This window comes from Frigidibacter sp. ROC022 (genome assembly GCF_024723735.1).
Taxonomy (GTDB): Bacteria; Pseudomonadota; Alphaproteobacteria; order Rhodobacterales; family Rhodobacteraceae; genus SLM-1.
Window position 1 is genome coordinate 39967 of record NZ_JANQDU010000003.1, and the last position, 25596, is coordinate 65562.

General features: G+C 70.6%; 24 protein-coding genes. 7 read left to right on the forward strand and 17 right to left on the reverse strand.

The features are described from left to right. The first annotated feature begins 168 nt into the window (after window positions 1-168). The 6 genes from NUW50_RS11940 to NUW50_RS11965 all read left to right on the forward strand — a co-directional run bounded on the left by NUW50_RS11940 (window position 169) and on the right by NUW50_RS11965 (window position 7345). Window positions 169-1050: a branched-chain amino acid ABC transporter permease gene (locus NUW50_RS11940; RefSeq protein ID WP_258289365.1), complete on the forward strand. Its 882-nt coding sequence runs from the start codon at window positions 169-171 to the stop codon at window positions 1048-1050. Beyond that, window positions 1047-1991 (forward strand): branched-chain amino acid ABC transporter permease, encoded by a 945-nt coding sequence (locus tag NUW50_RS11945; protein ID WP_258289366.1) that lies wholly within the window; start codon window positions 1047-1049, stop codon window positions 1989-1991. The genes NUW50_RS11940 and NUW50_RS11945 overlap by 4 nt, the downstream gene beginning before the upstream one ends. Continuing rightward, window positions 1988-2686 (forward strand): ABC transporter ATP-binding protein, encoded by a 699-nt coding sequence (locus NUW50_RS11950; protein ID WP_258290138.1) that lies wholly within the window; start codon window positions 1988-1990, stop codon window positions 2684-2686. The genes NUW50_RS11945 and NUW50_RS11950 overlap by 4 nt, the downstream gene beginning before the upstream one ends. Continuing rightward, window positions 2686-3381, forward strand: a complete 696-nt coding sequence (locus tag NUW50_RS11955) for an ABC transporter ATP-binding protein (RefSeq protein WP_258289367.1) — start codon at window positions 2686-2688, stop codon at window positions 3379-3381. Before NUW50_RS11950 ends, NUW50_RS11955 begins: the two co-directional genes overlap by 1 nt. Before the next feature lie 147 nt (window positions 3382-3528). After that, window positions 3529-5556, forward strand: coding sequence for a hydantoinase/oxoprolinase family protein (locus tag NUW50_RS11960; protein WP_258289368.1), 2028 nt, complete (start codon window positions 3529-3531; stop codon window positions 5554-5556). An 88-nt stretch (window positions 5557-5644) separates the two neighbouring features. Beyond that, window positions 5645-7345, forward strand: a complete 1701-nt coding sequence (locus NUW50_RS11965) for a hydantoinase B/oxoprolinase family protein (protein WP_258289369.1) — start codon at window positions 5645-5647, stop codon at window positions 7343-7345. A gap of 298 nt (window positions 7346-7643) precedes the next feature. Here NUW50_RS11965 and NUW50_RS11970 read toward each other — a convergent pair whose 3' ends face one another. The 10 genes from NUW50_RS11970 to NUW50_RS12015 form a co-directional block, all read right to left on the reverse strand. Further along, window positions 7644-8336 carry a TetR/AcrR family transcriptional regulator gene (locus NUW50_RS11970; protein WP_258289370.1) on the reverse strand — a complete coding sequence of 231 codons (693 nt, stop codon included), beginning with the start codon at window positions 8334-8336 and terminating at the stop codon, window positions 7644-7646. A 56-nt stretch (window positions 8337-8392) separates the two neighbouring features. Continuing rightward, window positions 8393-9205, reverse strand: coding sequence for a hypothetical protein (locus NUW50_RS11975; RefSeq protein WP_258289371.1), 813 nt, complete (start codon window positions 9203-9205; stop codon window positions 8393-8395). Further along, window positions 9202-9594 (reverse strand): hypothetical protein, encoded by a 393-nt coding sequence (locus NUW50_RS11980; protein WP_258289372.1) that lies wholly within the window; start codon window positions 9592-9594, stop codon window positions 9202-9204. The genes NUW50_RS11975 and NUW50_RS11980 overlap by 4 nt, the downstream gene beginning before the upstream one ends. A gap of 236 nt (window positions 9595-9830) precedes the next feature. Beyond that, window positions 9831-10970: a dynamin family protein gene (locus NUW50_RS11985; protein ID WP_258289373.1), complete on the reverse strand. Its 1140-nt coding sequence runs from the start codon at window positions 10968-10970 to the stop codon at window positions 9831-9833. Between the two features lie 13 nt (window positions 10971-10983). Continuing rightward, complete coding sequence (locus NUW50_RS11990; protein WP_258289374.1) at window positions 10984-13026, reverse strand: dynamin family protein; 2043 nt, start codon at window positions 13024-13026, stop codon at window positions 10984-10986. A gap of 100 nt (window positions 13027-13126) precedes the next feature. Next, window positions 13127-14389 (reverse strand): hypothetical protein, encoded by a 1263-nt coding sequence (locus NUW50_RS11995; protein WP_258289375.1) that lies wholly within the window; start codon window positions 14387-14389, stop codon window positions 13127-13129. Further along, window positions 14386-15399: a PP2C family protein-serine/threonine phosphatase gene (locus NUW50_RS12000; RefSeq protein WP_258289376.1), complete on the reverse strand. Its 1014-nt coding sequence runs from the start codon at window positions 15397-15399 to the stop codon at window positions 14386-14388. The genes NUW50_RS11995 and NUW50_RS12000 overlap by 4 nt, the downstream gene beginning before the upstream one ends. After that, on the reverse strand, window positions 15383-16510 hold the full coding sequence (locus NUW50_RS12005; RefSeq protein WP_258289377.1) for an FHA domain-containing protein: 1128 nt from the start codon (window positions 16508-16510) through the stop codon (window positions 15383-15385). Before NUW50_RS12005 ends, NUW50_RS12000 begins: the two co-directional genes overlap by 17 nt. A 19-nt stretch (window positions 16511-16529) precedes the next feature. After that, window positions 16530-17801, reverse strand: a complete 1272-nt coding sequence (locus NUW50_RS12010; RefSeq protein ID WP_258289378.1) for a serine/threonine protein kinase — start codon at window positions 17799-17801, stop codon at window positions 16530-16532. Between the two features lie 304 nt (window positions 17802-18105). Then, a complete protein-coding gene (locus NUW50_RS12015; RefSeq protein ID WP_258289379.1) occupies window positions 18106-19287 on the reverse strand; it encodes an alpha-D-ribose 1-methylphosphonate 5-triphosphate diphosphatase in 1182 nt (393 codons plus the stop codon). 152 nt (window positions 19288-19439) lie between these two features. On the opposite strand from NUW50_RS12015, the gene NUW50_RS12020 reads away from it, so the two are divergent. Then, window positions 19440-20120, forward strand: coding sequence for a DUF1045 domain-containing protein (locus NUW50_RS12020; protein ID WP_258289380.1), 681 nt, complete (start codon window positions 19440-19442; stop codon window positions 20118-20120). 143 nt (window positions 20121-20263) lie between these two features. Here NUW50_RS12020 and phnN read toward each other — a convergent pair whose 3' ends face one another. The 7 genes from phnN to phnG all read right to left on the reverse strand — a co-directional run bounded on the left by phnN (window position 20264) and on the right by phnG (window position 25519). After that, window positions 20264-20842, reverse strand: coding sequence for a phosphonate metabolism protein/1,5-bisphosphokinase (PRPP-forming) PhnN (gene phnN / locus NUW50_RS12025; protein ID WP_258289381.1), 579 nt, complete (start codon window positions 20840-20842; stop codon window positions 20264-20266). Next, window positions 20839-21540 carry a phosphonate C-P lyase system protein PhnL gene (phnL, locus tag NUW50_RS12030; RefSeq protein ID WP_258289382.1) on the reverse strand — a complete coding sequence of 234 codons (702 nt, stop codon included), beginning with the start codon at window positions 21538-21540 and terminating at the stop codon, window positions 20839-20841. Before phnL ends, phnN begins: the two co-directional genes overlap by 4 nt. 155 nt (window positions 21541-21695) lie before the next feature. Continuing rightward, window positions 21696-22502 (reverse strand): phosphonate C-P lyase system protein PhnK, encoded by an 807-nt coding sequence (gene phnK, locus NUW50_RS12035; RefSeq protein ID WP_258289383.1) that lies wholly within the window; start codon window positions 22500-22502, stop codon window positions 21696-21698. Beyond that, window positions 22499-23374 (reverse strand): alpha-D-ribose 1-methylphosphonate 5-phosphate C-P-lyase PhnJ, encoded by an 876-nt coding sequence (locus NUW50_RS12040; protein ID WP_258289384.1) that lies wholly within the window; start codon window positions 23372-23374, stop codon window positions 22499-22501. Before NUW50_RS12040 ends, phnK begins: the two co-directional genes overlap by 4 nt. Continuing rightward, window positions 23371-24489 (reverse strand): carbon-phosphorus lyase complex subunit PhnI, encoded by a 1119-nt coding sequence (locus NUW50_RS12045; protein WP_258289385.1) that lies wholly within the window; start codon window positions 24487-24489, stop codon window positions 23371-23373. Before NUW50_RS12045 ends, NUW50_RS12040 begins: the two co-directional genes overlap by 4 nt. Next, complete coding sequence (gene phnH / locus NUW50_RS12050; protein ID WP_258289386.1) at window positions 24489-25055, reverse strand: phosphonate C-P lyase system protein PhnH; 567 nt, start codon at window positions 25053-25055, stop codon at window positions 24489-24491. The genes NUW50_RS12045 and phnH overlap by 1 nt, the downstream gene beginning before the upstream one ends. Beyond that, window positions 25052-25519 carry a phosphonate C-P lyase system protein PhnG gene (gene phnG, locus NUW50_RS12055; RefSeq protein WP_258289387.1) on the reverse strand — a complete coding sequence of 156 codons (468 nt, stop codon included), beginning with the start codon at window positions 25517-25519 and terminating at the stop codon, window positions 25052-25054. Before phnG ends, phnH begins: the two co-directional genes overlap by 4 nt. Window positions 25520-25596: the final 77 nt, after the last annotated feature.

The window sequence follows — 25596 nt, forward strand, 5'->3', positions numbered from 1 at the left end:
TCGAGGGACCGGGCGCTTGTCTGAGCATAGCAGAATGATCCGGCGCCCCGGCGGGCGGTGGCGCGGCCCGTCGGGCGTTGCGCGCGTTTCGGGCGCGGGAGCCTCCGGCGGGAGTATTTTTGCCCCGAAGATGGCGGGCGCGCGGCGCCTTGCCGGAGGGGGCGCGCGGTGAGTTTCGGACCCTATCTGCTGCTGGCGGTGCTGGAGGGGCTGGTCTCTGCGGCGGTGCTGGCGCTGACCGCGGTCGGGCTGGGCCTGGTCTTCGGCGTGATGCGGGTGGTCAATGTCGCGCATGGGGCCTTCTTCATGCTGGGCGCGGTGATCGCCTGGATGGTGGCCGATGCGCTGCCCGGGCCGCCGGCGCTGGGCTTTGCCGCGGCGCTGGTGGTGGCGCCGCTGGCGGTTGCGGCGCTGGCCGCGGCGGTGGATTTCGGGGTGCTGAAACGGCTCGGCTATGATCCCGACGCGACGATCGTGGCGACGATCGGGGTGCTCTACATCGTCGAGCAGGCGGCGCTGAGCCTGTTCGGCCCCGATGCCCGGCCGGTGCAGGCGCCGTTCAACCTGCGCCTGCAACTGCCCTGGTTCGGCTATTCCGGCTACAAGCTGGCGGTGGTGGCGGCGGCGGTCGTGGTGCTGCTGGCGGTCTGGCTGGTGCTGTCGCGGAGCCGCGCCGGGCTGGTGATGCGGGCGACCCAGATCGACGGCGAGACGGCGCGGGCCTTCGGGATCGACACCGACCGGGTCTATGCCGGTGTCTTCGCGCTGGGCGCCGGGCTGGCGGCGCTGGCGGCGGTTCTGGTGGTGCCGATCCAGCAGGCCCATTACCTGATGGGCGGCGACCCGCTGCTGCTGAGTTTCATCGTGGTGATCATCGGCGGGCTCGGCAGCCTGCGCGGTACGGTGATCGCGGCGCTGCTGATCGGGGTCTCCGAGGGCGTGGTGTCGGTGTTCTTCTCGCCCACGCTGGCGAAGATCCTGGCGACGCTGCTGGTGGCGCTGGTGCTGGTGTTCCGGCCGCAGGGCCTGTTCGGGCGGCGTGCGGCATGAGCGATACCGGCCGCATCCTGTCGCTGCATCTGGCGGTTCTGGCGGCACTGCTGGGGCTGCATTTCGTGGCACCGCCCTATCACCATGCCAATCTGGCGCGGGTGATGGTGCTGGCGGTCTATGCGATGGGCTACAACATCGCCTTCGGCTATACCGGGCTGCTGTCGCTGGGCCATGCCTTGTTCTTCGCGGCGGGGCTCTACGGCACCGGGCTGACGATCCAGCTGGCCGGCTGGCCGGCGGGGCCGGCGCTGATCACCGGGCTGCTGGCGGGCGCTGCGGTGGCCGGCGGGCTGGGGCTGCTGGCGCTGCGGACGGCCGGGGTCTCGTTCATGATCGTGACCCTGATGTTCGCCCAGGCGGGCTATCTGACGATCCTCTATTTCACCGGCTACACGCGGGGCGAGGAGGGCTTTGTCCTGCCTGCCGCGGCGCGGAGCATCGGCGGGCTCGACCCGACCGGGGAGGCGGCGCGCTATCTGCTGGCGCTGGCCCTGTTCGCGGTGGCGCTGGCGGTGAATCTGGGGCTGGTGCGCTCGGGCCTCGGTCGGGTCATGGTGGCGATCCGCGAGAACGAGGAACGGAGCCGGATGCTGGGCTACGACCCGTTCCGGGTGAAGCTGGCGGCGCTGGCGATCTCGGGCCTCTACGCGGGCGCGGCGGGGGCGGCCTGGGGCTGGCTGTTCGGCTATGTGGGGGCCGGTTTCGCGACGATCCAGTATTCGATCCTGCCGCTGCTCTACGTGCTGCTGGGCGGCGCCGGGACGGTTCTCGGGCCGTTCCTGGGGGCGCTGGCGATGTTCTATCTGATCGACATCGCCTCGGGGCTGACCGACGCCTATCTGATGGTGGTCGGGGTGGCGCTGGTGGTGCTGGTGCTGTTCGCGCCGAAGGGGATCCTGGGCAGCCTGCGCGAGAGGTGGTTGCGATGGCTGCCGTGACCTTGCTGGACGCGCGCGGCCTGGTGCGGCATTTCGACGGGCTGAAGGCGGTGGACGGGGTCGATTTCGACCTGGCGCCGGGCGAGGTGCATGCGCTGATCGGGCCGAACGGGGCCGGCAAGACGACCTTCGTCGGCCTGCTGTCGGGCCGGGTCGCGGCGCAGGCCGGGACGATCCGCTTTGCCGGCGAGGACATCACCCGGCTGCCGGCGCATCGCCGGGTGCGGCGCGGGATCGCCTATACGTTCCAGATCACCTCGGTCTATGCCCGGCTGAGCCTGGCCGAGAATGTCGGCCTGGCGGTGCAGTCGCGCGGTGGCGACCGGCGCCGCGAGGTGCCCGAGGCGCTGGCGCGGGTCGGGCTGGAGGGCGAGGCCGGGACATTGGCGGGCAGGCTGAGCTATGGCCATCAGCGGCTGCTGGAAGTGGCCATGGGGCTGGCGCTGCATCCGCGGCTGCTGATCCTGGACGAGCCGACCCAGGGCCTGGCCGAAGGCGAGATCGCGGCCTTCAAGGAGCTGGTGGCGGGGCTGGCCCCGGCGACGACGGTGCTTCTGATCGAGCACAACATGGATGTGGTGATGGACCTGGCGCAGCGGATCACGGTGCTGAACTTCGGCAAGGTGCTGGCCCGTGGCTCGCCGCAGGAAATCCGGGCCGACAGGGCGGTGCAGGCCGCCTATCTGGGGGACTGATGCTGGAGATCGCCGATATCGCCGCCGGCTACGGCCCGGTGCGGGTGCTGGAGGGGCTGTCGCTGAAGGTGCCCGCCGGTCAGGTGACCTGCGTCATGGGCCGCAACGGCGCCGGAAAGTCGACCATGCTGAAGGCGGTGATGGGGCTGGTCCGGGTCGAGGCCGGAACGGTGGCGCTGGAGGGGCAGCGGATCGAGCGGCTGGAGGCCCACAGGGTGCCGGGGCTCGGCATCGGTTATGTGCCGCAGGGCCGGCGGCTGTTCGGCGACATGACGGTGGCCGAGAACATCGCCATCGGTCTGCGGACCCGGGGAAGGGGCGCCGCGACCCGCGAGCGGGTGCTCGACCTGTTCCCCCGGCTGCGCGAGCGGCTGGGCCAGCTGTCGCGCACGCTCTCGGGCGGCGAGCAGCAGATGCTGGCGGTGGCGCGGGCCCTGTGCCTGGAGCCGAAGCTGCTGATGCTGGACGAACCGACCGAGGGGCTGCAGCCCTCGATGATCGCGCTGATCCGCGAGGTGGTGCTGCGGCTGCGGGACGAGGGCGTGGCGGTGCTGCTGGTCGAGCAGCGCGTCGATGCGGTGCTGGCGATGGCCGACCGGGTGGCCTTCATGACCGGCGGCCATGTGGCCGAGGTGGTGCCGGCCCCGGGGCTGACGCCCGAGGCACCGCAATTCGTACGCTATGTGGGGGTCTGAGATGGGCCGGGTCGTCCAGTTTTCCGACCGCGGCGCTGCCGGATGCGGTGGCGGTCTCCGGCGGGGATATCTGGAAGGTGAAGCGGGATGCGGGCGCGCCGATGGCCGGGCGCGGGCCGGCGCGGCGACGGTTCGGGAGGGGCGCGGATGACCGGGCGGGTTGCGGGGGTCGATGTCGGGGGCACCTTCACCGACCTGCTGGTGGTCGACAGTGCCGGCGGCGCGGTGCGGCTGGCCAAGGTGCCGACGACGCTGCCCAATCAGGCGGGCGGGGTGCTGGCGGCCTTCGAGGCGGCGGGCGAGGATCTGGCGGGCATCGACCTGATCGTGCATGGCACCACGACCACCACCAACGCGGTGCTGGAGCGCAAGCTGGCGCGCTGCGGGCTGATCACCACCGAGGGCTTCCGCGACGTGCTGGAGCTGGGGCGGCGGACGAGGCCGCAGCCCTATGGCATGACCGGCAGCTTCACCCCGGTGATCCCGCGCGATCTGCGGCTGGAGGTGCCCGAGCGGATGGATGCCGGGGGCCGGGTGCTCACGCCGCTGGACGAGGGAGCGGTGCGGGCGGCGGTGGCGCGGCTGCTGGAGGCGGGTTGCGAGGCGCTGGTGATCCATTTCCTGCATGCCTATGCCAATCCGGCGCATGAGCTGGCGGCGCTGGAGATCGCGCGGGAGCTCTGGCCCAACGGCCATATCACCGCCGGGCATCAGCTGCTGAGCGAGAGCCGCGAATTCGAGCGCGGGGTGACGGCGGCGGTCAATGCCTCGGTCCAGCCGCTGCTGGAACGCTATGTCGCGCGGCTGGCCGGGCAGCTGGCCGAGCGCGGCTATGCCCAGGACCTGCTGGTGATGAACGGCAATGGCGGCATGGTTTCGGCCGACCGGGTGGCGCGCGAGGCGGTGAAATCGGTGATGTCGGGGCCGGCCTCGGGGGTGATGGCGGCGGTCGAGACCGGGCGCCGGGCCGGGCTGGGCAATCTGATCACCTATGACATGGGCGGCACCTCGACCGACGTGGCGTTGATCCGCGAGGGCCGGGCCCCGGTCTCGAACGAGATCGAGGTCGAATATGCGATGCCGATCCATGTGCCGATGGTCGATGTGCGGACCGTGGGCGCAGGCGGCGGCTCGATCGCCTGGGTCGATGCCGGCGGCATGTTGCGGGTCGGGCCGGAGAGCGCCGGAAGCGATCCGGGGCCGATCTGCTACGGGCGCGGCGGGACGCGGGTGACGATCTCGGACGCCAATCTGCTGCTCGGTCGGTTGCCGCCGGAGCGGTTCGGCGGCGGCATGCTGGAGCAGGTGCGGCAGGCCATGGCGGAGCAGATCGGCGGTCCGCTGGGGCTGGCGCCCGAGGCGGCGGCCGAGGCGGTGCTGCGGCTGGGCAACACCCATATGGCCGGGGCGATCCGGATGGTCTCGATCTCGATGGGCGCCGATCCGCGCGACTATGCGCTGTTCGCCTTCGGCGGCGCCGGGCCGCTGCATGCCCGCGACCTGGCGGCGGAACTGGCGATTCCGCGGGTGCTGTTGCCGGCGCGGCCCGGGATCACCAATGCGCTCGGCTGCGTGGTCGCCGATCTGCGGCATGACTTCGTGCGGACGCTGAACCGGCCGCTGGACAGCGTCGACATGGCGCTCGTGGCCGGGGTCATGGCGGAGCAGGAGGCGGAAGGGCGGCGGCTGATCGGCCGCGAGAAGGTCGCGGTGCCGGAGGTGACGGTCGAGTTCTCGGCGGACATGCAATTCGTCGGCCAGACCCATCTGCTGCGGGTGGCGCTGCCGGGCCGGGGCGTGACCCGCGACGAGATGCAGGCGCTGTTCGAGGCTGCCTATCATGCCCGGTTCCACGTCAGCCTGCCGACGATCCGGGCCAATCTGGTGAACCTGAACTGTTCGGTGATCGGGCGCCGGGCGCCGCTGGACCTGGGGCTGCTGATCGAGGCCGCGGGCCGGCGCGACAGCCTGGAGGCGGCGCGGAGCGGACGCCGCCGGGTCTGGTTCGGCGGCTGGGTCGAGACCCCGGTCTACTGGCGCGACCACCTGCCCGCCGGGGCCGGGCTGACCGGGCCGGCGGTGATCGAGCAGATGGATTGCACCACGGTGATCGCGCCGGGGGACCGGGTGGCGCAGGACCCGGACGGCAATCTGATCGTCGAGGTGGCGCGGTGAGCCGGTTTCGCCGCCTGCGGCGCCGACCGGGCGAGGGGCTCTGCCCCTCGCGCTCCCCGGAGTATTTGCAAGGCAAAGAGGGCAGGACATGAGCCTCGATCCGGTGACATTGGCGGTGATCCAGGCCGGGTTGCAGCAGGTCTGCGACGAGATGGATCTGACCTTCTCGCGGGCGGCCTTCTCGCCGGTGATCGCCGAGGCCGACGACCGCTCGGACGGGATCTACGGCGCCGAGGACGGGGCGCTGATCGCCCAGGGCGCGCGCGGGCTGCCGGTCTTTGTCGGGACGATGCAGTTCTCGACCCGCCATATCATCGAGCGGATCGCGCGGGGCGAGACAGGGGCGCCGGAGCCGGGCGACATCTATATCGTCAACGATCCCTATCTGGGCGGGACCCATCTGATGGATGTGCGTTTCGCCACGCCGTTCTGGCGCGACGGGAAGATCTTCTGCTGGCTGTCGAACACCGGGCATTGGCCCGATACCGGGGGGGCGGTGCCGGGCGGGTTCTCGGCCAGCGCGATCTCGGCCGAACAGGAGGGGCTGCGGCTGCCGCCGGTGAAGCTGTTCAAGAAGGGCGTGCTGGACCCGGAGATCTACCAGATCATTGCCTCGAACATCCGGGTCGCCGAGCAGCGGATCGGCGATGTGCAGGCCCAGGCCTCGGCGCTTCTGGTCGGGGCCGAGCGGTTGCGGGTGCTGCTGGACCGTTACGGCGACGCCACGGTGGCCGAGGCGATCGCCGAGATGCGGGCGCTGGCGGCGCGGCAGATGCGGGCGGCGGTGGCGCTGATCGGGCCGGGGCCCTGGGTCTCGGAGGCGGTGGTGGATTCGGACGGGGTGGTGGATGCCCCGCTGGTGATCCGTCTGCAGCTGCGGCGCGAGGGCGAGGCGCTGGTCTTCGACTTCGCCGGCAGCAGCGCGCCCTGCGCCGGGCCGATGAACTCGGTCCGGGCGACGACGCTGTCCTCGGTCTATCTGGCGATGCGGCATGTGTTTCCCGACGTGCCGCTGTCGGCGGGGGCCTTCGAGCCGCTGCGGGTGGTCGGGATCGAGGGAACCTTTCTGGACGCGCAATATCCGCGCCCGGTGTCGGGCTGTGCCGCCGAGGTCAGCCAGCGGATCGCCGAGGCGGTCTTTGCGGCGCTGGTCCAGGCGCTGCCCGACCGGGTGACGGCGGCGCCGGCGGGGACCAGCGGCAATTTCGGACTGGGCGGGCATGACCCGGAACGCGGCCGCGACTACGTGATGTACCAGATTTCCGGCGGCGGCTATGGCGGTTCGGCGCAGGGCGACGGGCTGTCGAATGGCTGCTCGACGATCGGGATTTCCAAGGCCCCGCCGGTGGAGATCATGGAGCAGAATTTTCCGGTGCTCTACCGGCGCTATGCCCTGCACGAGGGGTCGGGCGGGGCCGGGGCGCAGCGCGGCGGCTTCGGGCTGGATTACGAGGTCGAGCTGCTGCGCGGCACGGCGCGGGCCAGTTTCGTGATGGATCACGGCCGGGTCGGGCCGCAGGGCGCCCTGGGCGGCGCGGCGGGCGGGGTGAACCGGGTCGAGGTGATCCGCGCCGACGGCAGCGTGACGGTGCCCGAGCATCTGTCGAAGGCGCAGGACATTCCGATGGCGCCGGGCGACCGGGTGCGGGTGCGCACCCCCGGCGGCGGCGGCTATGGCGATCCGGCGCAACGCGATCCCGCCGCGGTGGCCGAGGACGTGCGGCTGGGCCGCTATTCCGAGGCCCGGGCGCGGGCGCTGTTTCCGGGCTGGACAGGCGATCCGGACTGAGACCGCGGGCCGGGCTCGGCGGCATTTCATTCGTCCGATTAGAACATGCGTTTGGCAGCGCCGGTGCAGGCGCTAGCATGGCCCGGTCGGCCGGGCGCCGAGACCCATGAAAGAGGCGGGAATGGCGAGGATCGCGGGGCGGATGGCGTGACGATGCATGGCAAGGTGAGCGATCTCGGCGCCGGGCGCTTGTCGAGTTCGGGGATGAAGAAATCGTGCAGCAGCGAGACGCCCTTGGTCACCGGCGGGTGGCCGGAGGCGATGGTGATCGACCAGTTGTCGGCGCCGGCCAGTCCGGTCAGGGCTCGGGGAAGGGGCGGAAGCCCCCCTGCACCGGGGCGACAATGCCGCCCACGACGAAACGCACCAATGCGTCGCGGGTTGCGGCGCGGTCGCTGATCGAACGCTTGCCCCGCGAAAGCGTCGCGATCCGGTCCCTGGAGCGGTCTTCGGTGGCGGTCAGGACGACGGTCGAGGCCATCAGCAGATAGCGCCATGTCATCTCGTTGGCGGGAATCTCGGGGCAGGCCAGGCTGAAGGCGGCGATGTAGTCGGCGGCCAGGGGGTTGAGATGGGTCTTCACGATCCGCTGCGTGGCCTCGCTGGGCGAGAGCCGGTGCAGCAGGATGAACCGCGCCATGAGCGTGCCCTGGGCGTCGTTGCCGTCGCCCAGATAGGGCTCCACGAAGGTCGAGACGATGGCCGTGAGTTCCGGCCGCTCGCCGCGCTCCCTGGCCTCGGCCAGCACGCCGGCCAGGTCGCGGCGGCGCTTTTCGGTGACCCGGGCCACGGCACGTTCGAAGACCGCTTCGGCCAGGTTCTCCTTGCTGCCGAAATGGTAGTTGACCGAGGCCAGGTTGACCTCGGCCGCCTGGGTGATCTGTCGGATCGAGGTGTCCTGCAACCCGTGTTCGGCGAACAGCGCCTCGGCGGTATCGAGGATCCGGCGGACGGTGCCGCGGTCGGAGTCGGGATCACGTTTCAAACTCATGTTCGATTGAGTGCGCGGGAAAGCCGCATGAGTCAAGCGTTGCGGTGCCGGGCCGGTCAGCCCGCCACGGCCCGCCATGCGTCGGTGATCTGGGGCAGCCGCTCTGCCGGGACCAGCAGGACCAGCGCCGTCGGGCCGTCCTGGGCGATGATCAGATTGCCGGAGTCGCCCTGCCGGCTGAGGACGGTGAAGCGCGGCCCGGCGGTCGGATCGGGGTCGGGCGCCAGCAGGTTGGCCCGGGTTTCGGCGGCAAAGCGGGTGAGCCGCGCCACCCCGTCCTGAGCGCCGCCCCATTTGTCGGCAGTCTTGTCCGAGACCTGCAGCCAGGCCAGGGCCAGCGGCGCGGCGGCGCTGTGGAACAGCTCCAGCGGCGGGCCGGCCGGCGGCGCCGCATCCAGCGTCAGGTCCCATGCGGCGGCCAGGGTGCTGGCCGCGGTTCCCAGCACTGCCGGGTTGCGGCCGCCGGGCAGTTCGGAACTCGATGCAAAGAGCCGCGTCGCCCCGTTCAGGACCGTCTCGAAGATCGTGCGGAGCTGCGCCATGCCCTGGGCATCCAGCGCGCCCAGCGGCTTGTCGATCAGGGTCTCGGCGCCGGGCAGCGTTTCCACCCCCTCCGGAACCGGCGGCCGCAGGGCCAGCAGGCGCCGGCCGTAGACATCGCAAAACAGCCGCAGGCCGGTGTCGGTGGTGAAGCCGAGCCGGCGCGCCAGAACGGTCTCGTCGATCTCGTTCAGCAGCGCCGCCAGCAGCCCTGTGCCGGAGCCGACCAGCCGCCCTTCGGCCATGATCGGGCCGGGCGCCGACGCCAGCCGGGTCAGCTTGCGCTCGATCCGGTGCAGGTCCTTGTCGTCGTCCCGGTCCTGGCTCATGTCTGCGCCTCGATCCCGGCGAGGGTCTGGCGCAGGGCGGTTTCCGCGGCGCCGAGGTCCATGGCGGTGCTGCCGATGCAGCAGAGCGCTTCGACCGGATCGGAGGCGGACCGCAGGAACAGGTAGCTTTGGCCGGCGGGCATCGCGATGGCGCGGTCGACCGGTGCGACCGCGGGATCGTCCGGGCCGGGGTGCAGAACCCGCACGGCGCTTTGGGCGGCGGCGCCGTTCAGCAGGTCGTTCGCCATGTCGCAGAGCCGGTCCAGCACTTCCTGCGCCGGGCGACGGGTGGCGCTGACGCAGAGCACCAGCCCGGCCGAGAGATCGGCGAAGGCAACGACGGAGCAGCCCGGGAGCGCTTCGCGCACCGTGTCGAGCTGATCGGTCATGCACCCGTAAGCCATACTGCCGCCTGTTCTTTCTGCTCTAGCCAACAACCGTTGCGGCGCGGGTCGGTTCCGGGGCGGGCCGCGCGCCGTCGACCTGCGCTAGCATGATGCCCGCCCGGCGCCAATGCCCGGCCGTCGAGGTCAGACTAGGGCTTTTGGCTTCCGATTTGAACGGGTTTGCGCGAGGCGGGCGACGATCCTGGCCGGGACGGTGCCTTTCGGTCCGGGGCCGGGCGCTAGCCACGCGGGCGGGGCGGGCGCCGGGTGGCACCGCTGGGCGCCACGCGGCGGGGCATGGCCACCAATGGCGCGGGCTCGGGGCTGTCGGCCGGCGCCGGTTCCGGGCCGGCCTGCATCTCGGGATGCGGGGCACCTTCGTCCGGCGGCGACACGACCCGCAGCCCGGTGGTCGGGCGCGGTGCCGGCGTGTGGTGCAGGGCGGCGCGCAGGGCGTCGCCGGGGTTGGGCGGGGTGAGGCCGTCGGGCTCCACCGCGCGCAGCATCGGCCGGCCGGGTCCGGGCTCGGCGTCCTCGGCGGGGGCCTCCTGCGGCATGTCCCCGGCCGGAGCGGGCGCCACGGCAACCTCCGGGCGCCGGACCCGTTCCAGCACGCCCTCGGTGCGCAGCCGCTGCTCGATCTCGCCGATCAGCTCCAGCAGCGCGTCCGAAAATGCCTCGCCGCCGCTGTCCGCCCATTTGCCGCTGTCGTCGCCTGCGGCCAGCGCCTGGGTCAGCGAGATCGGCAGCACGGCGCGGAACAGGCCGGCGGTCTCGCGGCTGGCGCGGTGCAGCACGCGGTCGCGGTCATGCTGGTTCAGCAGCTTGTCGAACCGGGTCACCAGAAGCAGGCTGCGCGGGCGCAGGCCCTCGGGCATCTCGTCCCAGACCGCCGCCTCGCTTTGCCGCCAGGCCTGGGTGGCATGGGTCAGCCAGATGACGCCGTCGGCCTCGTCGGCAGCGCGTTGCCAGACTTCGGGCGGCATGTTCGGATCGGAAATGCCGGGGGTGTCGATCAGATCGCAGACCTCCAGCACTTCGGTTTCCAGAAACAGCCGGATGAAGGCGGTGTCGTGCAGCGGCACCTCGTCCAGATGTTCGGGGTCCACCGGGTGCCGGTTGCCGGCCAGGTCCTCGCGCCAGGGCGCCGAGTCGCCATAGGCGATCCAGACCGGCGGCAGCTGCGTGGCCGTCACCTTGGTCGGCACCGCCGGGCGGCCCAGCATCAGGTTCATCAGCGTGCTCTTGCCGGCGGAGAACTCGCCCATCAGCGCGATCCGGGGTTTGCGGACCGGCATCTCTTCCCGCGTGTCGGGCGCGGCGTCGCCAGCCGGAGCGGTCTGGTTGGCCTGCGGGAAATCGTTGCTGTCATAGGTCATCGGCGGGGCTCCGTCATTCGGCAAAGGCGGCAAGGGCATCCTGGAGGCGATCCAGCTGCGCGGCCTTGCGGGTTGCGGCGTCGTCGGCCTCGGGTTCGCCGCCCGAGCGGTCGGCCAGGTTCATGATCAGGCTGCGTTGCGTGGCCAGGAAATCCTGCATGACCGAGTCGGCCTCGGTGCCGATCGATTGGACCAGCCCGGCCGACAGGTCATCGACCATCGGCTTGGTTTCAGCGGCGATCATGCCGGCGAAATCCTCGGCATAGGCGTCATAGCCGCGCCGGCGTTTCCACCAGCGGCGCCACCAGCTGCCCTTGAGATCGAGCGCGATGGTCTGGCCGATCTGCACCGGCGGAGGCACCCGCGGCGCGGTCGGCGGTTCGACGCGGAAGCCGTATTCGACATGGTCGAAGCCTTCGCGCCAGAGCGTGCCGAGGGTTTCGGCCAGCTCGTCATAGGCGGCCTGGACCTGACGGTGGGTATTGGCCGAGAAGACCTGATAGGCCGTGCGCAGCAGCATCCGCAGCGCCGAGGGGTCGTATTGCCAGACCTCGTTCTCGCCCCAGGTCTCCAGATGCCCGATCAGCGAGGCCGTGGCGCGGTCGAGGAAGCTGGCATGGGCCCGTTCGAGGCGGCGGTCGAATTCGGTCTCTATCCTGGAGAAGCGGTCGCGCAGATCGGCGCGGGCCGCGCTCTCGATCTGATCGAGCCGGGCCGCCAGCGTCTCGGCCGGCAGCCGGGCCTCGGTAGACTGGCCGTCGCCCTGGGGGCCGGTCACGGTGGCCCGCATGGCGCGCAGCAGGTTCTGCGCCTGGGCCGCGGCGCGGTTCATGGCTTCGGCGCCTTCGCCTTCGACGATCCGTTCGGACAGGGCGCGCATCAGCGTCGGCACGCCGGACAGTTCCCAGATCATCGATTCGGTCGAACTGCCGCGCTTGGCGGCCTTGGCGGCATGTTGGGCCCAGTTCACCAGTGCGTCGGCGCTGGCGCGGGCCATGCCCTTCAGCTCTCCGGTCAACGCCCGGTTCGCCCAATAGGCCGAGCCGAAAACGATCTGCGCGTTCTCCGGCCCCTGATGCGTGGCAAGGGTGGCGCGGATCGAGGCTTCGATCTCGGGCACCTGCTTGCCCGGGTCGGCCAGTTCGTCGATCCGGTTGACGAAGATCACCACTTCGCGGGACTTCACGTTCGAGATCAGCCGGACCAGCGCCAGATCGACATCCGACAGGGCCTGATGCGCCGACAGGACGACGACGCAGAGCCGGCTGTCGCGGATCGCCCGGATGGTGATCTGCTCGCGGATCATGAAGGTGTCGTTGACCCCCGGCGTGTCGCGGATGCAGAGACCCGTCGGCAGGTCGGGGCGCTCGATGAAAAGGTCGGCCGACTGGGTGATGTCGGCAAAGCGGCCCTGATTGCGGCTCGTATCGGTCTCGGTCTCGAAATCGTCGCCGAGGATCACGTAGCGCTCGATCAGCTGCCGGTCGAAATAGCCGTAGTCGTGTTGCTGGCTGAGCAGCATCTCGAAGCGGCGGCCCAGGCGGCGGCGCGATTTCTCGCGCATCTCGGTCAGCTGCGCGCGGACCTTTTCCAGTTCGTCCTCGGCCCCGGCGCGGGCGGCAAGCTCGCCGATCCGGCCGCCGCGGTTGAACAGCCGCTGCCAGTCATCCTCGCCGAAGAACTTGAAACGGGCCCGGGTGGCATCGGGAAAGCCGGCTGCCGAGAGATGCAGCGAGGTGACCACCGAGGTCCAGGGGTTCACGTCGGCGGGCAGGATGTCGGGCATCCCGGTCATCGCGTTGACCAGGCTGGTCTTGCCGGCCTTGACCTGACCGATCATGGTGACGCTCGGTTCCAGGGAATCCAGATGCGAGCTCAGCCGTTCGGCGACTTTCGAAGTCACCTCGTCGCCGATGTCGGCCAGCTTCTCCAGGGCATCGGTCAGCCGGTCGCGGCGCTCGGCAAAGTCTGACAGCGCTTCGATGCCGATCCGGGTCAGATAGGCGTTGGGCGGCGGCGTCAGGCCCGGCTCATTGGCTTTTTCGAGCGCGCTCATCACAAAATCCAATCTTCAATAGTCACATGAGGTCCGTCAGAATGGGCGGACGCGGGTTTCCGGCTTCCGGGCCGGCCGGAGAACAGGCGGATGGGAAGGGTCATGCGGCGATCCTCGTTTCAAGGTCGCGGCGCAGTTGCAGCAACAGGGTGACGGAATCGGCAGCCTGCGCCACCCCGCCTTCGCCCTGAAGCAGGACGATGGCGTCGGCGGTGTCGAGCACCAGGTCCGAGAGGTCGGGCACCCCGGCGGAGGACACCCGTTCGACGAGCGCCTCCATGGTCTCCATGCAATGTCCGAAGACCTTCGGCGCCGGCTTGGGGCCATAGCTGGGCAGGGCCTTGGACAGGTCGCGGGCGCGGTCGCGGAGCAGGGCGACGGCGGTGTTGCAGACCTGCGAGAGGTCGGGGACCGGGCCCTTTCCGGCGCTCGGCAGCGGCTTGGAGGTGGGTTTCGGATAGGGTTTCTGGCCGGCGGGCGGGGCGGAGCTGCGGCTGGGTCTGGCCGGCGCCGCGGCGCTGTCCGAGGGCGCCGCCGCGCGGTTGGCGGGGGCGTCCGAGCGTGCCGTCTGCTCCGGCGCTTCGGCCGCGGGAGCGGGGGCCCTGGCCGGCGTGCGGCCGGCGCTGGCCGGGGCGTAACGGTTCAGGAACAGCAGCGCATGGTCGAGATAGGCCCGGCGGCCGGCATCCGAACGGCGCTGCAACTCGGCCAGCAGGGTTCTTGCCCCCGCGGCCCCGTCTTCGCCGGGCGCGATGGTGAAGCTGCCGAGGAAATCGACGGCCGGGGCCAGAGGCGCTTCGGCCCGGGTCATGACGAGGTAGGAATTGTGGCGCAATCCCTCCGGGGCCGAGGCCCAGAGCGCGGCCTCCTCGCTGGTGAAGGCGCGGCTGCACCAGAGCGCGATATCGGTCTGCCGGGCGGCCCAGTTCATGGCGGCTTGCTGATCCGCGGCGGTGTCGTCGGCAGCGATACGCATCAGCGTCAGGTCGGTCAGCGCGGCATCGGTGGCGAAGATCTCGACCAGCGCCGGGTTGAGCAGGGCGATCTTGTGGAAGGGGGCCCCGCGCCAGCGTTTCTGGCTGCCGTCGGGCAGGGTGGCGCGGCTGATGTCGGATTCGCCCCGCGCCAGCGCCGTGGTGGGCAGCTCGATTCCCGGAGGCAGCAGGTCGCGGCCCAGAAGCAGGTTGATGATCCGGGTCTTGCCGGACTGCGGCAGGCCGAAGACCGTGACCCGGACCGCCGCGTCGATCCGGTCGCGCAGCGCCGCGCCGGCCTCGGCCACGGTGGCCCGCAGCCCGCCGTCGTCGAGCAGGCGCCGCAGCCTTTCGCGGATCGCTTCGGGGCTGTCGGGGGCCGTGGTCATTCCAGCGCCTCCCGGGTGTTGTCGCCCGAGCGCAGTCGGCGGGTCAGCGCCGTCAGCCCGGACCAGCGGGTGGTGGATTTCATCGCGGCGGGGGCATCGGCGGCCGTCCCGGGGCTCTCGGCCATCGTCGCCAGCAGGCCCTTCGCCTCCTGACCGGCCTTGCCGCGCGCAGCCTTGCGCCGCCCGAGCCGGCGCCGCGGCGCATGGGCCCGGCGCACGGCGCCGGCACGGCTTTGCAGCACCGCGAAGGAGACATTGTCCTGGTGCGGATCGGCCAGGGCCTGAACCGCCTCCAGGAGCACGCTGGCGATATCGGCGCTGGACATCGGGCCCAGCTCAGCCAGAAGCGCGGAGATCGCGTCATTCGAGAGGAACTGCAGCCCGTCGCTGGCCACCACGATGATGTCGTCGGGGCGCAGGGCGAAGGCGGTGTCGGGGCAGTCGGTGCGATCGACCTCGCGGCCCATCAGGACCGAGGTCAGGCAGTTGCGGTCGGGATGGGTGGCGCCGACCTCGGCATCCATCTGGCCGCTCTCGACCATGTAGTCGATCTGCGGCGCAAGCGAGTGATCCTCGTTCAGCTGGGTGAGCTTGCCGTCGCGCCAGAGGAACAGCGGCGAGTCGCCGACCGAAATCCAGTGCAGCGCATTGCCCTGGGCCACCAGGGCCACCAGCGTGGCGCCCATGCCCTCGGTGCCCGGATTGGCCGCAACATGCGCCGCGACGCATCGGTTGGCGGCATCGGCGGCATTGCGCAGGGTGTCGGTCAGGGTTTCCGGCGACTCCGCGAATCCGGCGCTGCGCAGCTTCAGATCGGCAAAGACCTCGGTCACCACGATGGTCGAGGCGACGTCGCCCGCGGCATGGCCGCCCATGCCGTCGGCCAGCACCACGAGGCCGATGTCGCTGCCCAGCGGCGCATCTATGGCCAGGGCATCCTCCTGGGTCTCGCGCTTGCCCAGCCAGACGGCCGAGGCGATGTCGAAGCCGGTCCTAGCCTGCGATTGCATTGGCATCACGCCCCGGTTCCTCGGTCCAGCTGAAGCCGTCGCCGCAGAGCGCCACGAATTTCAGGATGGTCTCGCCGATCCGGATCTTGTCGTTCGTGGCCAGTTCCTCGGTCGAGAGCACCGGACGGTCGTTCAGCCGCACCAGGTTCAGCTTGCCACCATGGCCGAGGTAGAAGCGGCCGACCTCGTCGTCATAGGCGATGGCGGCGTGGTTGTTGCGCGAGATCGACTGATCGCCGAAATCGAGCCGGATCGCCTGACCCTCGCCGCGGCCGATCTGGCTGACTCCGCCCTGCAGGGTGAAGCAGGTGCCACGGCCCGGACCCTCGATCACCACCACCCAGCCGGTCGGGAACTTGGTCGATCCGGTGGCGGGGGCGATGGCGTCGGTATCGAACGGGTCGCTCGGCACCGCGCCGGGGTTGTGGAAGCCCAGCAGCCGGGTCTTGACCCGCCCGGCGGGGCGCGGGTTCTGCCCCCGCGGCGGTTCGGCCGAGGTTTCGGGCTGAACGGGTTGGGTCGCGGGGCCGGGCGCCGGGGCCGCAGCCTGGGGCGCAGGTTGCGGGGCTGGCGCCGGTGCAGGTGCGACCTGGGCGGCGGGTTCGGGCCTGGGCCGTGCCCGGGCCTTGGCCGGGGCGGCGGCAGGCGCCTGGGCCGGCGCGGCGGGGCCGACATTCATTTCCCAGATTTTCGGCGGTGTCGCCGACTGCACGACCTTCACCCCGTCGGCCTGGGTGGCGCGGGCCGCGTTTCGCTGGGCGACGCGGTTCAGGATGTCGTCAACATCGACGCTGTCGACATGGTTGTGCGACGGTTCCGGCTTCTCGCGCTTCGGCGCGGCAGCCCGCGCGGCGGCGGCAGCCTTGACCGGCGGGCGGGCCGGGGCAGGATCGACATCGTCGAGCACGCCGAGGTCTTCCTCGTCGAGTTCGTCCTCGTCAAAGTCGTCTTCGTCGAAGTCGTCCTCGTCGAAATCGTCGTCGTCCCAGTCATCCGCATAGTCGGCATCCTCGGCGCCGGTCTCGAAGTCCAGGCGGTCGTCTTCCGCGTCATGGGCGGCAGCCCGGTCGGGGCGCGCCTTCCAGGCGATCAAATCCTTGATGAAGCTCATCTCGTCACCGTTCCTGTGTTCACTTCGAGAAAGAAATCCGGCGCCTGGCAAAGCGCCACAATGCCGCTGTCAACGGCAGTCCGAACTGGATTTTCCGCCGCGAGGCCCTGGCGGGCTTGGAGGCGGAGGCCGGGGCAGGCGCCGGGGGTTTCCGGCGCGCGGCGGCGCGTTTGGCCGCGGTCTTGGCCTTCGGTCTGGTCTTGGGTCCGGGCGAAGGCTGAGCCGCGGCCGGGGGCGGAGGTGGCGGAGCCTCTTCGGTGGCCTTGTCGGCCAGCACCGCCTGGTTGGTTTCCGCGACCAGACGGAAGATCGAATCCTCGACCGTCTTGTCGTGCTTGGCGCGGTCCAGTGCCGCGGCCCTTCGTTTCTCTTCGTGAATCTGCTCGATCCAGTCCTTTGCCGACTGCAGCCGGTTCTTCGGGAATATTTCCAGTGCCTGATTGATCGCGCTGACGAAGAAGCGGTCGAAGCGCTGATCGAAATCGGACAGCGGCACATAGGGGTCGGCGCGGCCCTCGGCCACGGCGGCGACCCGGGCCTGGCTGTCCGGCGGCGCATTGCCGGTGATCAGGTGATAGATCGTCGCGCCCAGGGCGTAGAGGTCGCTCGACGGCCCCTGCGGGCTGCCGGCCACATAGAATTCATAGGGGGAATAGCCATCCTTGACGGTGTGCATCGAGGACAGAACCCGGCTGGTCCGGATCGCCTCTTCGCGGGCGGCGCCAAAGTCGATCAGGATCGGCGACCCGGTCGAATCGATCAGCACGTTGTCCGGCGAGATGTCGCGGTGCAGGATGTCGCGGGCGTGGATATAGGCCACGGCGTCCAGCAGGGAGAGAAGGATCGACTTGATCTGCGGCGGCTCCAGCGGCTCGGTCTCGCCCTCGACGGTGGACAGCAGGTCATGCCCGCGGATAAGGTCGAGCGCCATGTAGGCGGTCTCGTTGTCCTCGAAGACCTGGTGCACGCCGACGATATTGGGATGATCCAGCTTGGCCAGCCGCCGCGCCTCGGTGCCGAACATCTTCACGATCGAGGCGAAGTCACCCTGGTTGCTGCGCGATCGCACCTGCACGGTGTTGGACCGCCGGAAGCACATCGACGAGGGGAAGCATTCCTTGATGACGACCATCCGGTCGAGGCTGTCCTTGGCCAGGTAGGTGATTCCGAAACCGCCCGAGGAGAGAAAGCCGACAATGGTGTACTGGCCGCGCAGCAATGTGGTGCCGGGCCTGAGCACGTCGGCATAGCCTTCGCGTCCTGCGGCTGGGTTTGAGAGGTCGCTCTTCATCTCATTTCCACTCGGCTGCTGGCGAACCCCGACGATCCGCCACTCGACAAACTTCCACCTTTATTCCCGCAGAATTCAGGCCGAAGAATGGTCCTTTTCGGACTTTCCAAGGTCGATTGTTTCTTCAATGGCAGGCTCCGACCCGGCTCTGTGGGACCGATCACGGAGATTAGGCCGCAAATGTGGCAGCAAACGGGCATGGGGCGGGAGCGCCCTGCGCAGGGCGCGTGGCGGGTCTGCGGGGGCCTTGTTCCGCGGGCTCGGGATGCCCCGGTGCCGGCCCGGCCGAGGTCCGCGGGAGCGGCTATCCGACCCGGCGACCCTGCACCCAGCAGCCGCGCAGCGCCGCGGCGCTACCGATCCGGGCGACCCGAATCACGTCGGCCCTGGCGCCTATGTCCAGATGACCGCGATCAGTCAGCCCGGCGGCCCGGCCCGGCGCCGAGGTCACCGTCGCCACGCCGCGCGCCAGATCACCCCAGAGGTCGCCCAGCATCAGACCCGCCGACAACAGCGCCGCCGGAACGTAATCGGACGAGACGATGTCCAGCAGTCCCTCCTGCGCCAGAGCCTCGGCGGCGACATTGCCGGAATGCGAGCCGCCGCGGATCAGGTTCGGCGCCCCCATCATCACCGCGATTCCCGCTGCCTTGCAGGCCTCGGCGGCCTCGGCGGTGGTCGGGAATTCGGCAAAGGCGACGCCGTGCGATTTCGAGACCCCGACCTGCGCGGCGGTGGTGTCGTCATGGCTGGCCAGCACCGCGCCATAGCGCCGCGCGGCGGCCACCGCGGCGGCCTCGTGCTCGGCCCCCAGCCTTTCGCGCATGGCCCGCTTGTCGGCGACATGGGCGACGAATTCCTCGGCGCTCAGCCCGTGCTTGCCGCGCACATAGGCTTCGAGCTTGGAGACATCGCGGAACTGCCGTTCGCCCGGGGTGTGATCCATGAGGCTGACGATGCCGACCCGGTCCTCGGGGCCGAACTTGGCCAGTTCCCCGGTCAGGGTTTCCGAGCAGATTTCGGCCCGCAGGTGCAGGAAATGGCTGATCCTCAATGCGCCCTGGCGGCGCAGGTCGAGGATCTCGTCGGCCAGCGGACGGGCGTATTCGCCGTAGCCGGTGTTGGAAAAGACGATCGAGCCGACGCGGAGCGCGTCGAAGACGGTGGTGATTCCGGTCGAGGCCAGTTCGGCGTCATGCGCGATGATCGCCGCCGCATGGGGCCAGTTGACGCCGGGGCGCGGCTGCATGTGGCGTTCGAGATTGTCGGTATGCAGCTCGATCAGGCCCGGCATCACCAGGTCGCCTTCGCAGTCCAGCGCGCCGCGGGGCAGCGCCGCGCCGCTTGCGATGTCGGCAATCCGGCCGTCCTTCAGCCGCAGCGACCCGGTGATGACCTCTCCGGGCAGGACCAGCCGGGCGTTGCCCAGCAGGACCTCTTCGGTCTGGGCGGCGGCGGGCTGCGGTTTCGTCTGGGGCGCGGTCATGGCTGGGGTCCGGGGACAAGGGGACGGGGCAGAGCGGGGCTCGGTTCGGGGCGTGGCGGATCGGCGGGCCGGCTTGACGCCGGCGGCGGGGCAGGGCGGTATGGCCCGGTTGTGACACACTGGTGCGACGGATGGCAGGCAGGACGGGCGGCATGGAGCGATATGCGATCTACTACACACCCGGACCGGGTGCCCTGGCCGAATTTGCCGCGGCCTGGCTGGGCTGGGACCCCGAGGCCGGGGTCGCGCCGGCGCATCCGGATGTGCCGGGCCTGCCGGCGCCGGTGGCCGAACTGACCGAGACGCCGCGCAGATACGGTTTCCACGGCACGCTCAAGGCGCCGTTCCGGCTGGCCGAGGGGTGCAGCAGGGAGGGTTTGCGCGACGAGCTGCTGTCCCTTGCCGCGCGGCTGGCGCCGGTCACGCTGCCGGGGTTGCGGTTGCAGCCGCTCGGCGGGTTCCTGGCGCTGGTGCCCGAGGGCACGCAGGATGCGCTGGCGGCGCTGGCGGGCACGGTGGTCCGGGCGCTGGACGGGTTCCGCAGGCCGCCGGATGCGGCCGAGATCGCCCGGCGCAATCCCGAGCGGCTGAGCCCGCGCCAGCGCGCCAATCTGGACCGCTGGGGCTATCCCTATGTGTTCGAGGACTTCCGCTTTCACCTGACCCTGACCGGCAATATCGGCGCCGAGGCGGTGGCGGCGACCGCCGCGGCGCTGGAGCCGGTGCTTGCGCCGTTGCTGCCGCGCCCGTTCCGGGTCGGCGAACTGAGCCTGTGTCATCAGTCCGAAGGACAAAGGTTCCGGGTGCTGGAACGGGTTCCGCTGGGCGGCTGAGGGCGGCGCGTCGCCGAAATCCTTGGCGCGTGAATCGGCGCCGGGGTGCAAGGCGAATTGGCCGGCCGCCGCACGGCCTGCGGCAGGGCAAGACCGGCGGACTTCCACTATGGCGGCAGGCACTCGCAAGGGGACGCTCTGCCTCATGACTGCGGCTCCGCCCCGATGGCGGCCAGCAGCCGTGCGATGCCCTGTTCCGGCTCGGCGTCATTGACCACCTCGCGCGCCTCGATCCCCGGCGGAAGCTCGAAACTGGCGCGCCGCAACCGCGCCTCGATCTCGGCGCGACCTTCGCGGCCCCGCGCCGCCAGCCGTTCGGCCAGCACCTCCGGCGGCGCCGTCAGCAGGATGACCCGCAGCGCCGGAAACCGCTCTCTGGCCGGGGCGAGGGCCGCCCGCGAGCCGTTGAACAGCACGTCGCGGCCCGCCGCAAGCGGGGCCAACTCGGCCCGTGGTATGCCGTAACGCAGCCCGTGCGCGGACCAGTCGAGCGCGAAGTCGCCGGCGGCCTTGCGGGCGGCGAATGCCTCGGGCGTCACGCCCTCGAACCGCTCGCCGCCAGCCGTCTCGGGGCGGGTGATGACCCGGCGCACCAGATGCAGATCGGGGCGCCGCGCCCGCGCGCCTTCCATCAGGGTGTCCTTGCCGACGCCCGAGGGCCCGACCACGGCGAAGAGCCGCCCCTGTGGTTTTCGATCTCTGGCGGGGGGCGGCAGGCTCATGCGGCAGAGCCCTCCGGGCGGGCGGCCCCGGGCGTGAAGTCGCCGACATCGACCAGCCGGTCGCAAACCTGTTCCCGCGCCGCCTCGTCATGGAAGATGCCGAGGATCGCCGAGCCGGCGGCCTTGGCCTCGGCAATCAGGGCGAGCACCACGGCGCGGTTGGCGGCGTCGAGGCTGGCGGTCGGCTCGTCGATCAGCAGCGCCGGGTAGCGATGGACGAAGCCGCGGGCCAGGTTCACCCGCTGCTGCTCGCCGCCCGAGAAGGTGGTGGGCGACAGGGCCCAGAGCCGCCGTGGGATGTTCAGCCGGGCCAGAAGGGCGCCGGCCCGGTCGCGGGCCTCGGTTTCAGCCGTGCCGAGTGCCAGCAGCGGTTCGGCCACGACATCCAGCGTCGGCACCCGGGGGATCACCCGCAGGAATTGCGAGACATAGCCCAGGGTCCGGCGGCGCAGGGCGAGGACCTGGCGCGGCTCGGCCCCGGTCAGTTCCAGTCCGCCGACCCTTATCCGGCCCGATACACTCAGGTAATTGCCCCAGATCATTCGCATCAGGGTGGACTTGCCGGCCCCCGACGCGCCGGTCAGCCCGACGTATTCGCCGGGCCGCACCCACAGGTGGGCGCCCTGCATCACCGGGATCGTCACGCCGCCCTGATTGTGCAGGGTGAAGCTCTTCGACAGGTTCTCGACCTCGATCATCGCAACGCGCCTTTCGGGATTGGTCCGGCTCCGGTCACGGCCACCTCCGCCAGCGAAAGTCCAGCCGGGGGCCGCCGGCAAGCGCATGGGCACCGTTCATCGCGGGCTCCGCTGTTGCGCCGGTCGGGGTGGAAAGGGGGCGGGTCCGGCGCATATCAGACCTGCAGCACCGACGAGACCAGCAACTGCGTATAGGCGGCCTGCGGATCGTCCAGCACCTGGTCGGTCAGGCCCTGTTCGATCACCCGGCCGTCCTTCATCACCATCAGCCGGTCGGCCAGCAGCCGCACCACGGCGAGGTCATGGGTGACGATGATGGCGCTGAGGCCCATCTGCCGGACCAGCCCGCGCAGAAGGTCGAGCAACCGCGCCTGCACGCTGACATCGAGCCCGCCGGTCGGCTCGTCCATGAAGACCAGCCGGGGATTGGTGACCAGGTTGCGGGCGATCTGCAACCGCTGCTGCATCCCGCCCGAGAACTGCCGGGGCCGGTCGTCGATCCGGTCGGCGGCGATCTCGACCCGGCCGAGCCAGTCGGCCGCCTCGGCGCGGATGTCGCCATAGTGCCGGGCGCCAACCGCCATCAGCCGTTCCCCGACATTGCCGCTCGCCGAGACCCCCATCCGCAGCCCGTCGCGCGGGTTCTGGTGGACGAAGGCCCAGTCGCCGCGCATCAGGCGGCGGCGTTGCGGCTCGGACATGGTCAGCGTGTCCTGCGGCCCCTCGGCCGTGTCGAAGATCACCTGGCCCCGGTCCGGCGCCAACTGGCCCGCCAGGCAGCCCAGCAGCGTCGATTTCCCCGATCCGCTCTCGCCGACGATGCCCAGCACCTCGCCGGGCCAGAGATCGAAGGAGACATCGGCGCAGCCGATCCGGCCGCCGTAGGACTTTCCCAGCCCTGCGACGCTCAGCAGCGGTCGGGCCGGGGCCGCCGGTTCGGCGAGGTTCCGGGCCGGGCTCATGCCGGTTCTCCCAGGCACCCGACATGGCCGGCAGCTCGGCGCCGGGTGCAGAAATCCGTGTCGGAGCACACGAACATCCGTCCCCCCCGATCATCGAGGATCACCTCGTCCAGATAACTGTCCGAGGCGCCGCAGAGATCGCAGTCATGCTCGGCCTTGGTGGCCTGGAACGGGTGGTCCTCGAAATCGAGGCTGACCACTTTCGTGTAGGGCGGCAGGGCGTAGATCCGCTGCTCGCGCCCGGCGCCGAAGAGTTGCAGCGCGGCGTTGTCCGAGAGTTTCGGATTGTCGAATTTCGGGATCGGTGACGGGTCCATCACATAGCGATCCCCGACCCTGACCGGATAGGCATAGGAGGTGGCGATGGCGCCGTGCCGGGCGATGTCCTCGTAAAGCTTCACATGCATCAGCCCGTAGTCTTCCAGCGCGTGCATCTTGCGGGTCTCGGTCTCGCGCGGTTCGAGAAAGCGCAGCGGTTCCGGGATCGGCACTTGATAGACGAGGATCTGGTCTTCGGTCAGCGGGGTCTCGGGAATCCGGTGCCGGGTCTGGATCAGGCTCGCCTCGGTGGTGGTCTCGGTGGTGGCAATCCCGGCGGTCCTTTCGAAGAACTTGCGGATCGAGACCGCGTTGGTGGTGTCGTCGGCGCCCTGGTCGATGACCTTCAGCCGGTCCTCGGGCACCAGACAGGCGGCGGTGACCTGCACCCCGCCGGTGCCCCAGCCGTAGGGCATCGGCATCTCGCGGCTGGCGAAGGGCACCTGATAGCCCGGCACCGCGACGCCCTTCAGGATCGCCCGGCGGATCATCCGCTTGGTGTCCTCGTCGAGATAGGCGAAGTTGTAGGGGCTGTCGCTGTCGCCGGGGCTCATTCGGCGGTCTCCTCCGCGGGGCTGTCCGCCCGCGCCGGCGCCGCCTGCGCCTCGGCCCTGAGCTTGCGGATCAGTTCCAGTTCGGACTGGAAATCGACGTAATGCGGCAGTTTGATATGTTCGAGGAACCCGGTCGCCTGCACGTTGTCGGCATGCATCAGCACGAATTCCTGATCCTGCGCCGGAACGCCCTGACCTTCCTCGCCCAACTCCTGCCAGCGCAGCGCCCGGTCCACCAGAGACAGCGAGATCGCCTTGCGCTCGGACTGGCCGAAGACCAGCCCGTAGCCCTTGGTGAACTGCGGCGGTTCGGTTTTCGAGCCCTGGAACTGGTTCACCGTCTCGCATTCGGTCAGCTCGATCTCGCCTACGGTCACCGCAAAGCCAAGCTCGGGGATCTCCATCTCGACCTCGACCATGCCGATCCGCAGCTCTCCGACAAAGGCATGGGTGCGGCCATAGCCCCGCTGGGTGGAATAGGCGAGCGAGAGCAGGAAGCCTTCGTCACCCCGGGTCAGCGCCTGCATCCGCAGCGCCCGGTCGGCGGGAAGCTGCATCGGGTTGCGGGTCAGGTCGCCGGGTTCGGCGTCCGAGGGCGCGTCGGTCTCGATCAGCCCGTCGCGGTTCAGGAACTCGGCGATATGCGGCATCGGCGCCGGGTCCACACTCGCCGGTTCGGGGGCTTCGGCGGCGGTTTCGGCCCCGCCTTCGGCCATCAGCTTGAAGTCGAGCAGGCGGTGCGTGTAGTCGAAGGTCGGCCCCAGCACCTGGCCGCCGGGCGCGTCCTTGAAGGTGGCCGAGATCCGGCGCAGGCAGGCCATTTTCCCGGTGTCCACCGGGCGCGAGGCGCCGAAGCGCGGCAGGGTGGTGCGATAGGCGCGGATCAGGAAGATCGCCTCGATCAGGTCGCCGCGGGCCTGCTTGATCGCCAGCGCCGCCAGGTCGGGATCGTAGAGCGAGCCTTCGGCCATGACCCGGTTCACCGCAAGCCGCAGCTGCTCGCGGATCTGGGCGACCGAGAGTTCCGCAATGGCGGTGTCTCCGCGCCGTTCCTCGGCCAGCAGGGCATGGGCGGCGTCGATGGCGCGTTCGCCCCCCTTGACGGCGACATACATCAGGCGGCCTCCACCTGGGTGGACCGAGGCAGGCCGGCAAGCCGTTCCCCGGCGGTCAGGAAGCAGTCCCAGCCCAGCGGGAACAGGTCGTGATTGGCGCGGAAGGCGGCGGTCTCGGGCAGCGAGAGCCGCGCCTGGCCCCGGATGCCGGGGCCGGACAGGCGGGCGCCATCGGGGGTGAGGTCTTCGACCTCCACGATCAGCGTGGCGGCGCGGTCGGGATAGTCCGGGGTGCCGATCCGGTAGCGATCGAGCGGCGCCAGGGCCGGCCAGGTGCCAAGGGCGAAGGCGGCGTCTTCGGCGCCGGTCAGGGGCGCGCCGCAGTGAAACCGGACCCAGTCGCGCAGCGCGGCACAGTCATGTGCGCCGGCCAGATGCAGCGGCGTGGTGGCGTCGGCCAGGGTTAGCAACAGCGCGGCGGCGGCGGGCGACAGCGGCGCCGGGCCGGCGGCGCCGGCAAGGGTCACGATGGTGCCGGGGCGCGACAGCGCCCGCAAGGCGCCGCGGAAGGCCCGCGCGGCATCGCGCGGCGGGTCGGCGAAGGCGCCGGTCAGGGCGACGGTCATGAATCCTCTCCCCGGACCATGGTGAAGAAATCGACCTTGGTGGCGGCGGCTTTGGCGGCCCGGTTGGCGCGGCGGGCGGCCTCTTCGGCGGCGAGCGGGTCGAGCACCTGCCGGCGGAGCCTCTCTGCCTCGGGCCCCTGCATCAGCGCGTCGAGCGCGGCGGCGCGCAGGGCGTGGCCCTTGTTGCGGCCCTGCACCTGCGCGTGCCCGACCGCGCCGGAGGCCAGGCGCAGCGAGCAGCGGGTGACAGTCATCTCGCCCAGGTTGAAGGCCGCGCCGGTGGCGCCAAGGCGGCCGCGCACCATGACGGTGCCGGTCTCGGGGCGGCGCAGGGGCTCATGCGCGGGCAGTTCGGGAAACAGGGCCGCGAGCCGTCGGGCCGGGGCGCGGGCGAGAAGCCCGATCCAGCCCTGGCGGGCGGCCTGGTCGGGGTCGGCGGGCGCGGCACTGGCGGCGGTAGACATCTTGGCAAGTTGTCCAGTGTTCTATACAACTAGACAAATTAGTAGCGGCCCCGCCGCCCCGACACAACACCCGATGA

What these genes read in the sequence shown, in the direction of transcription:
- NUW50_RS11945 (WP_258289366.1), top strand. Translation starts at nt 1,047, where the DNA reads ATGAGCGATACCGGCCGCATCCTGTCGCTGCATCTGGCGGTTCTGGCG.
- NUW50_RS11955 (WP_258289367.1), top strand. Translation starts at nt 2,686, where the DNA reads ATGCTGGAGATCGCCGATATCGCCGCCGGCTACGGCCCGGTGCGGGTG.
- NUW50_RS11960 (WP_258289368.1), top strand. Translation starts at nt 3,529, where the DNA reads ATGACCGGGCGGGTTGCGGGGGTCGATGTCGGGGGCACCTTCACCGAC.
- NUW50_RS11965 (WP_258289369.1), top strand. Translation starts at nt 5,645, where the DNA reads ATGAGCCTCGATCCGGTGACATTGGCGGTGATCCAGGCCGGGTTGCAG.
- NUW50_RS11970 (WP_258289370.1), bottom strand. Translation starts at nt 8,336, where the DNA reads ATGAGTTTGAAACGTGATCCCGACTCCGACCGCGGCACCGTCCGCCGG.
- NUW50_RS11975 (WP_258289371.1), bottom strand. Translation starts at nt 9,205, where the DNA reads ATGAGCCAGGACCGGGACGACGACAAGGACCTGCACCGGATCGAGCGC.
- NUW50_RS11980 (WP_258289372.1), bottom strand. Translation starts at nt 9,594, where the DNA reads ATGACCGATCAGCTCGACACGGTGCGCGAAGCGCTCCCGGGCTGCTCC.
- NUW50_RS11985 (WP_258289373.1), bottom strand. Translation starts at nt 10,970, where the DNA reads ATGACCTATGACAGCAACGATTTCCCGCAGGCCAACCAGACCGCTCCG.
- NUW50_RS11990 (WP_258289374.1), bottom strand. Translation starts at nt 13,026, where the DNA reads ATGAGCGCGCTCGAAAAAGCCAATGAGCCGGGCCTGACGCCGCCGCCC.
- NUW50_RS11995 (WP_258289375.1), bottom strand. Translation starts at nt 14,389, where the DNA reads ATGACCACGGCCCCCGACAGCCCCGAAGCGATCCGCGAAAGGCTGCGG.
- NUW50_RS12000 (WP_258289376.1), bottom strand. Translation starts at nt 15,399, where the DNA reads ATGCAATCGCAGGCTAGGACCGGCTTCGACATCGCCTCGGCCGTCTGG.
- NUW50_RS12005 (WP_258289377.1), bottom strand. Translation starts at nt 16,510, where the DNA reads ATGAGCTTCATCAAGGATTTGATCGCCTGGAAGGCGCGCCCCGACCGG.
- NUW50_RS12010 (WP_258289378.1), bottom strand. Translation starts at nt 17,801, where the DNA reads ATGAAGAGCGACCTCTCAAACCCAGCCGCAGGACGCGAAGGCTATGCC.
- NUW50_RS12015 (WP_258289379.1), bottom strand. Translation starts at nt 19,287, where the DNA reads ATGACCGCGCCCCAGACGAAACCGCAGCCCGCCGCCGCCCAGACCGAA.
- NUW50_RS12020 (WP_258289380.1), top strand. Translation starts at nt 19,440, where the DNA reads ATGGAGCGATATGCGATCTACTACACACCCGGACCGGGTGCCCTGGCC.
- phnN (WP_258289381.1), bottom strand. Translation starts at nt 20,842, where the DNA reads ATGAGCCTGCCGCCCCCCGCCAGAGATCGAAAACCACAGGGGCGGCTC.
- phnL (WP_258289382.1), bottom strand. Translation starts at nt 21,540, where the DNA reads ATGATCGAGGTCGAGAACCTGTCGAAGAGCTTCACCCTGCACAATCAG.
- phnK (WP_258289383.1), bottom strand. Translation starts at nt 22,502, where the DNA reads ATGAGCCCGGCCCGGAACCTCGCCGAACCGGCGGCCCCGGCCCGACCG.
- NUW50_RS12040 (WP_258289384.1), bottom strand. Translation starts at nt 23,374, where the DNA reads ATGAGCCCCGGCGACAGCGACAGCCCCTACAACTTCGCCTATCTCGAC.
- NUW50_RS12045 (WP_258289385.1), bottom strand. Translation starts at nt 24,489, where the DNA reads ATGTATGTCGCCGTCAAGGGGGGCGAACGCGCCATCGACGCCGCCCAT.
- phnH (WP_258289386.1), bottom strand. Translation starts at nt 25,055, where the DNA reads ATGACCGTCGCCCTGACCGGCGCCTTCGCCGACCCGCCGCGCGATGCC.
- phnG (WP_258289387.1), bottom strand. Translation starts at nt 25,519, where the DNA reads ATGTCTACCGCCGCCAGTGCCGCGCCCGCCGACCCCGACCAGGCCGCC.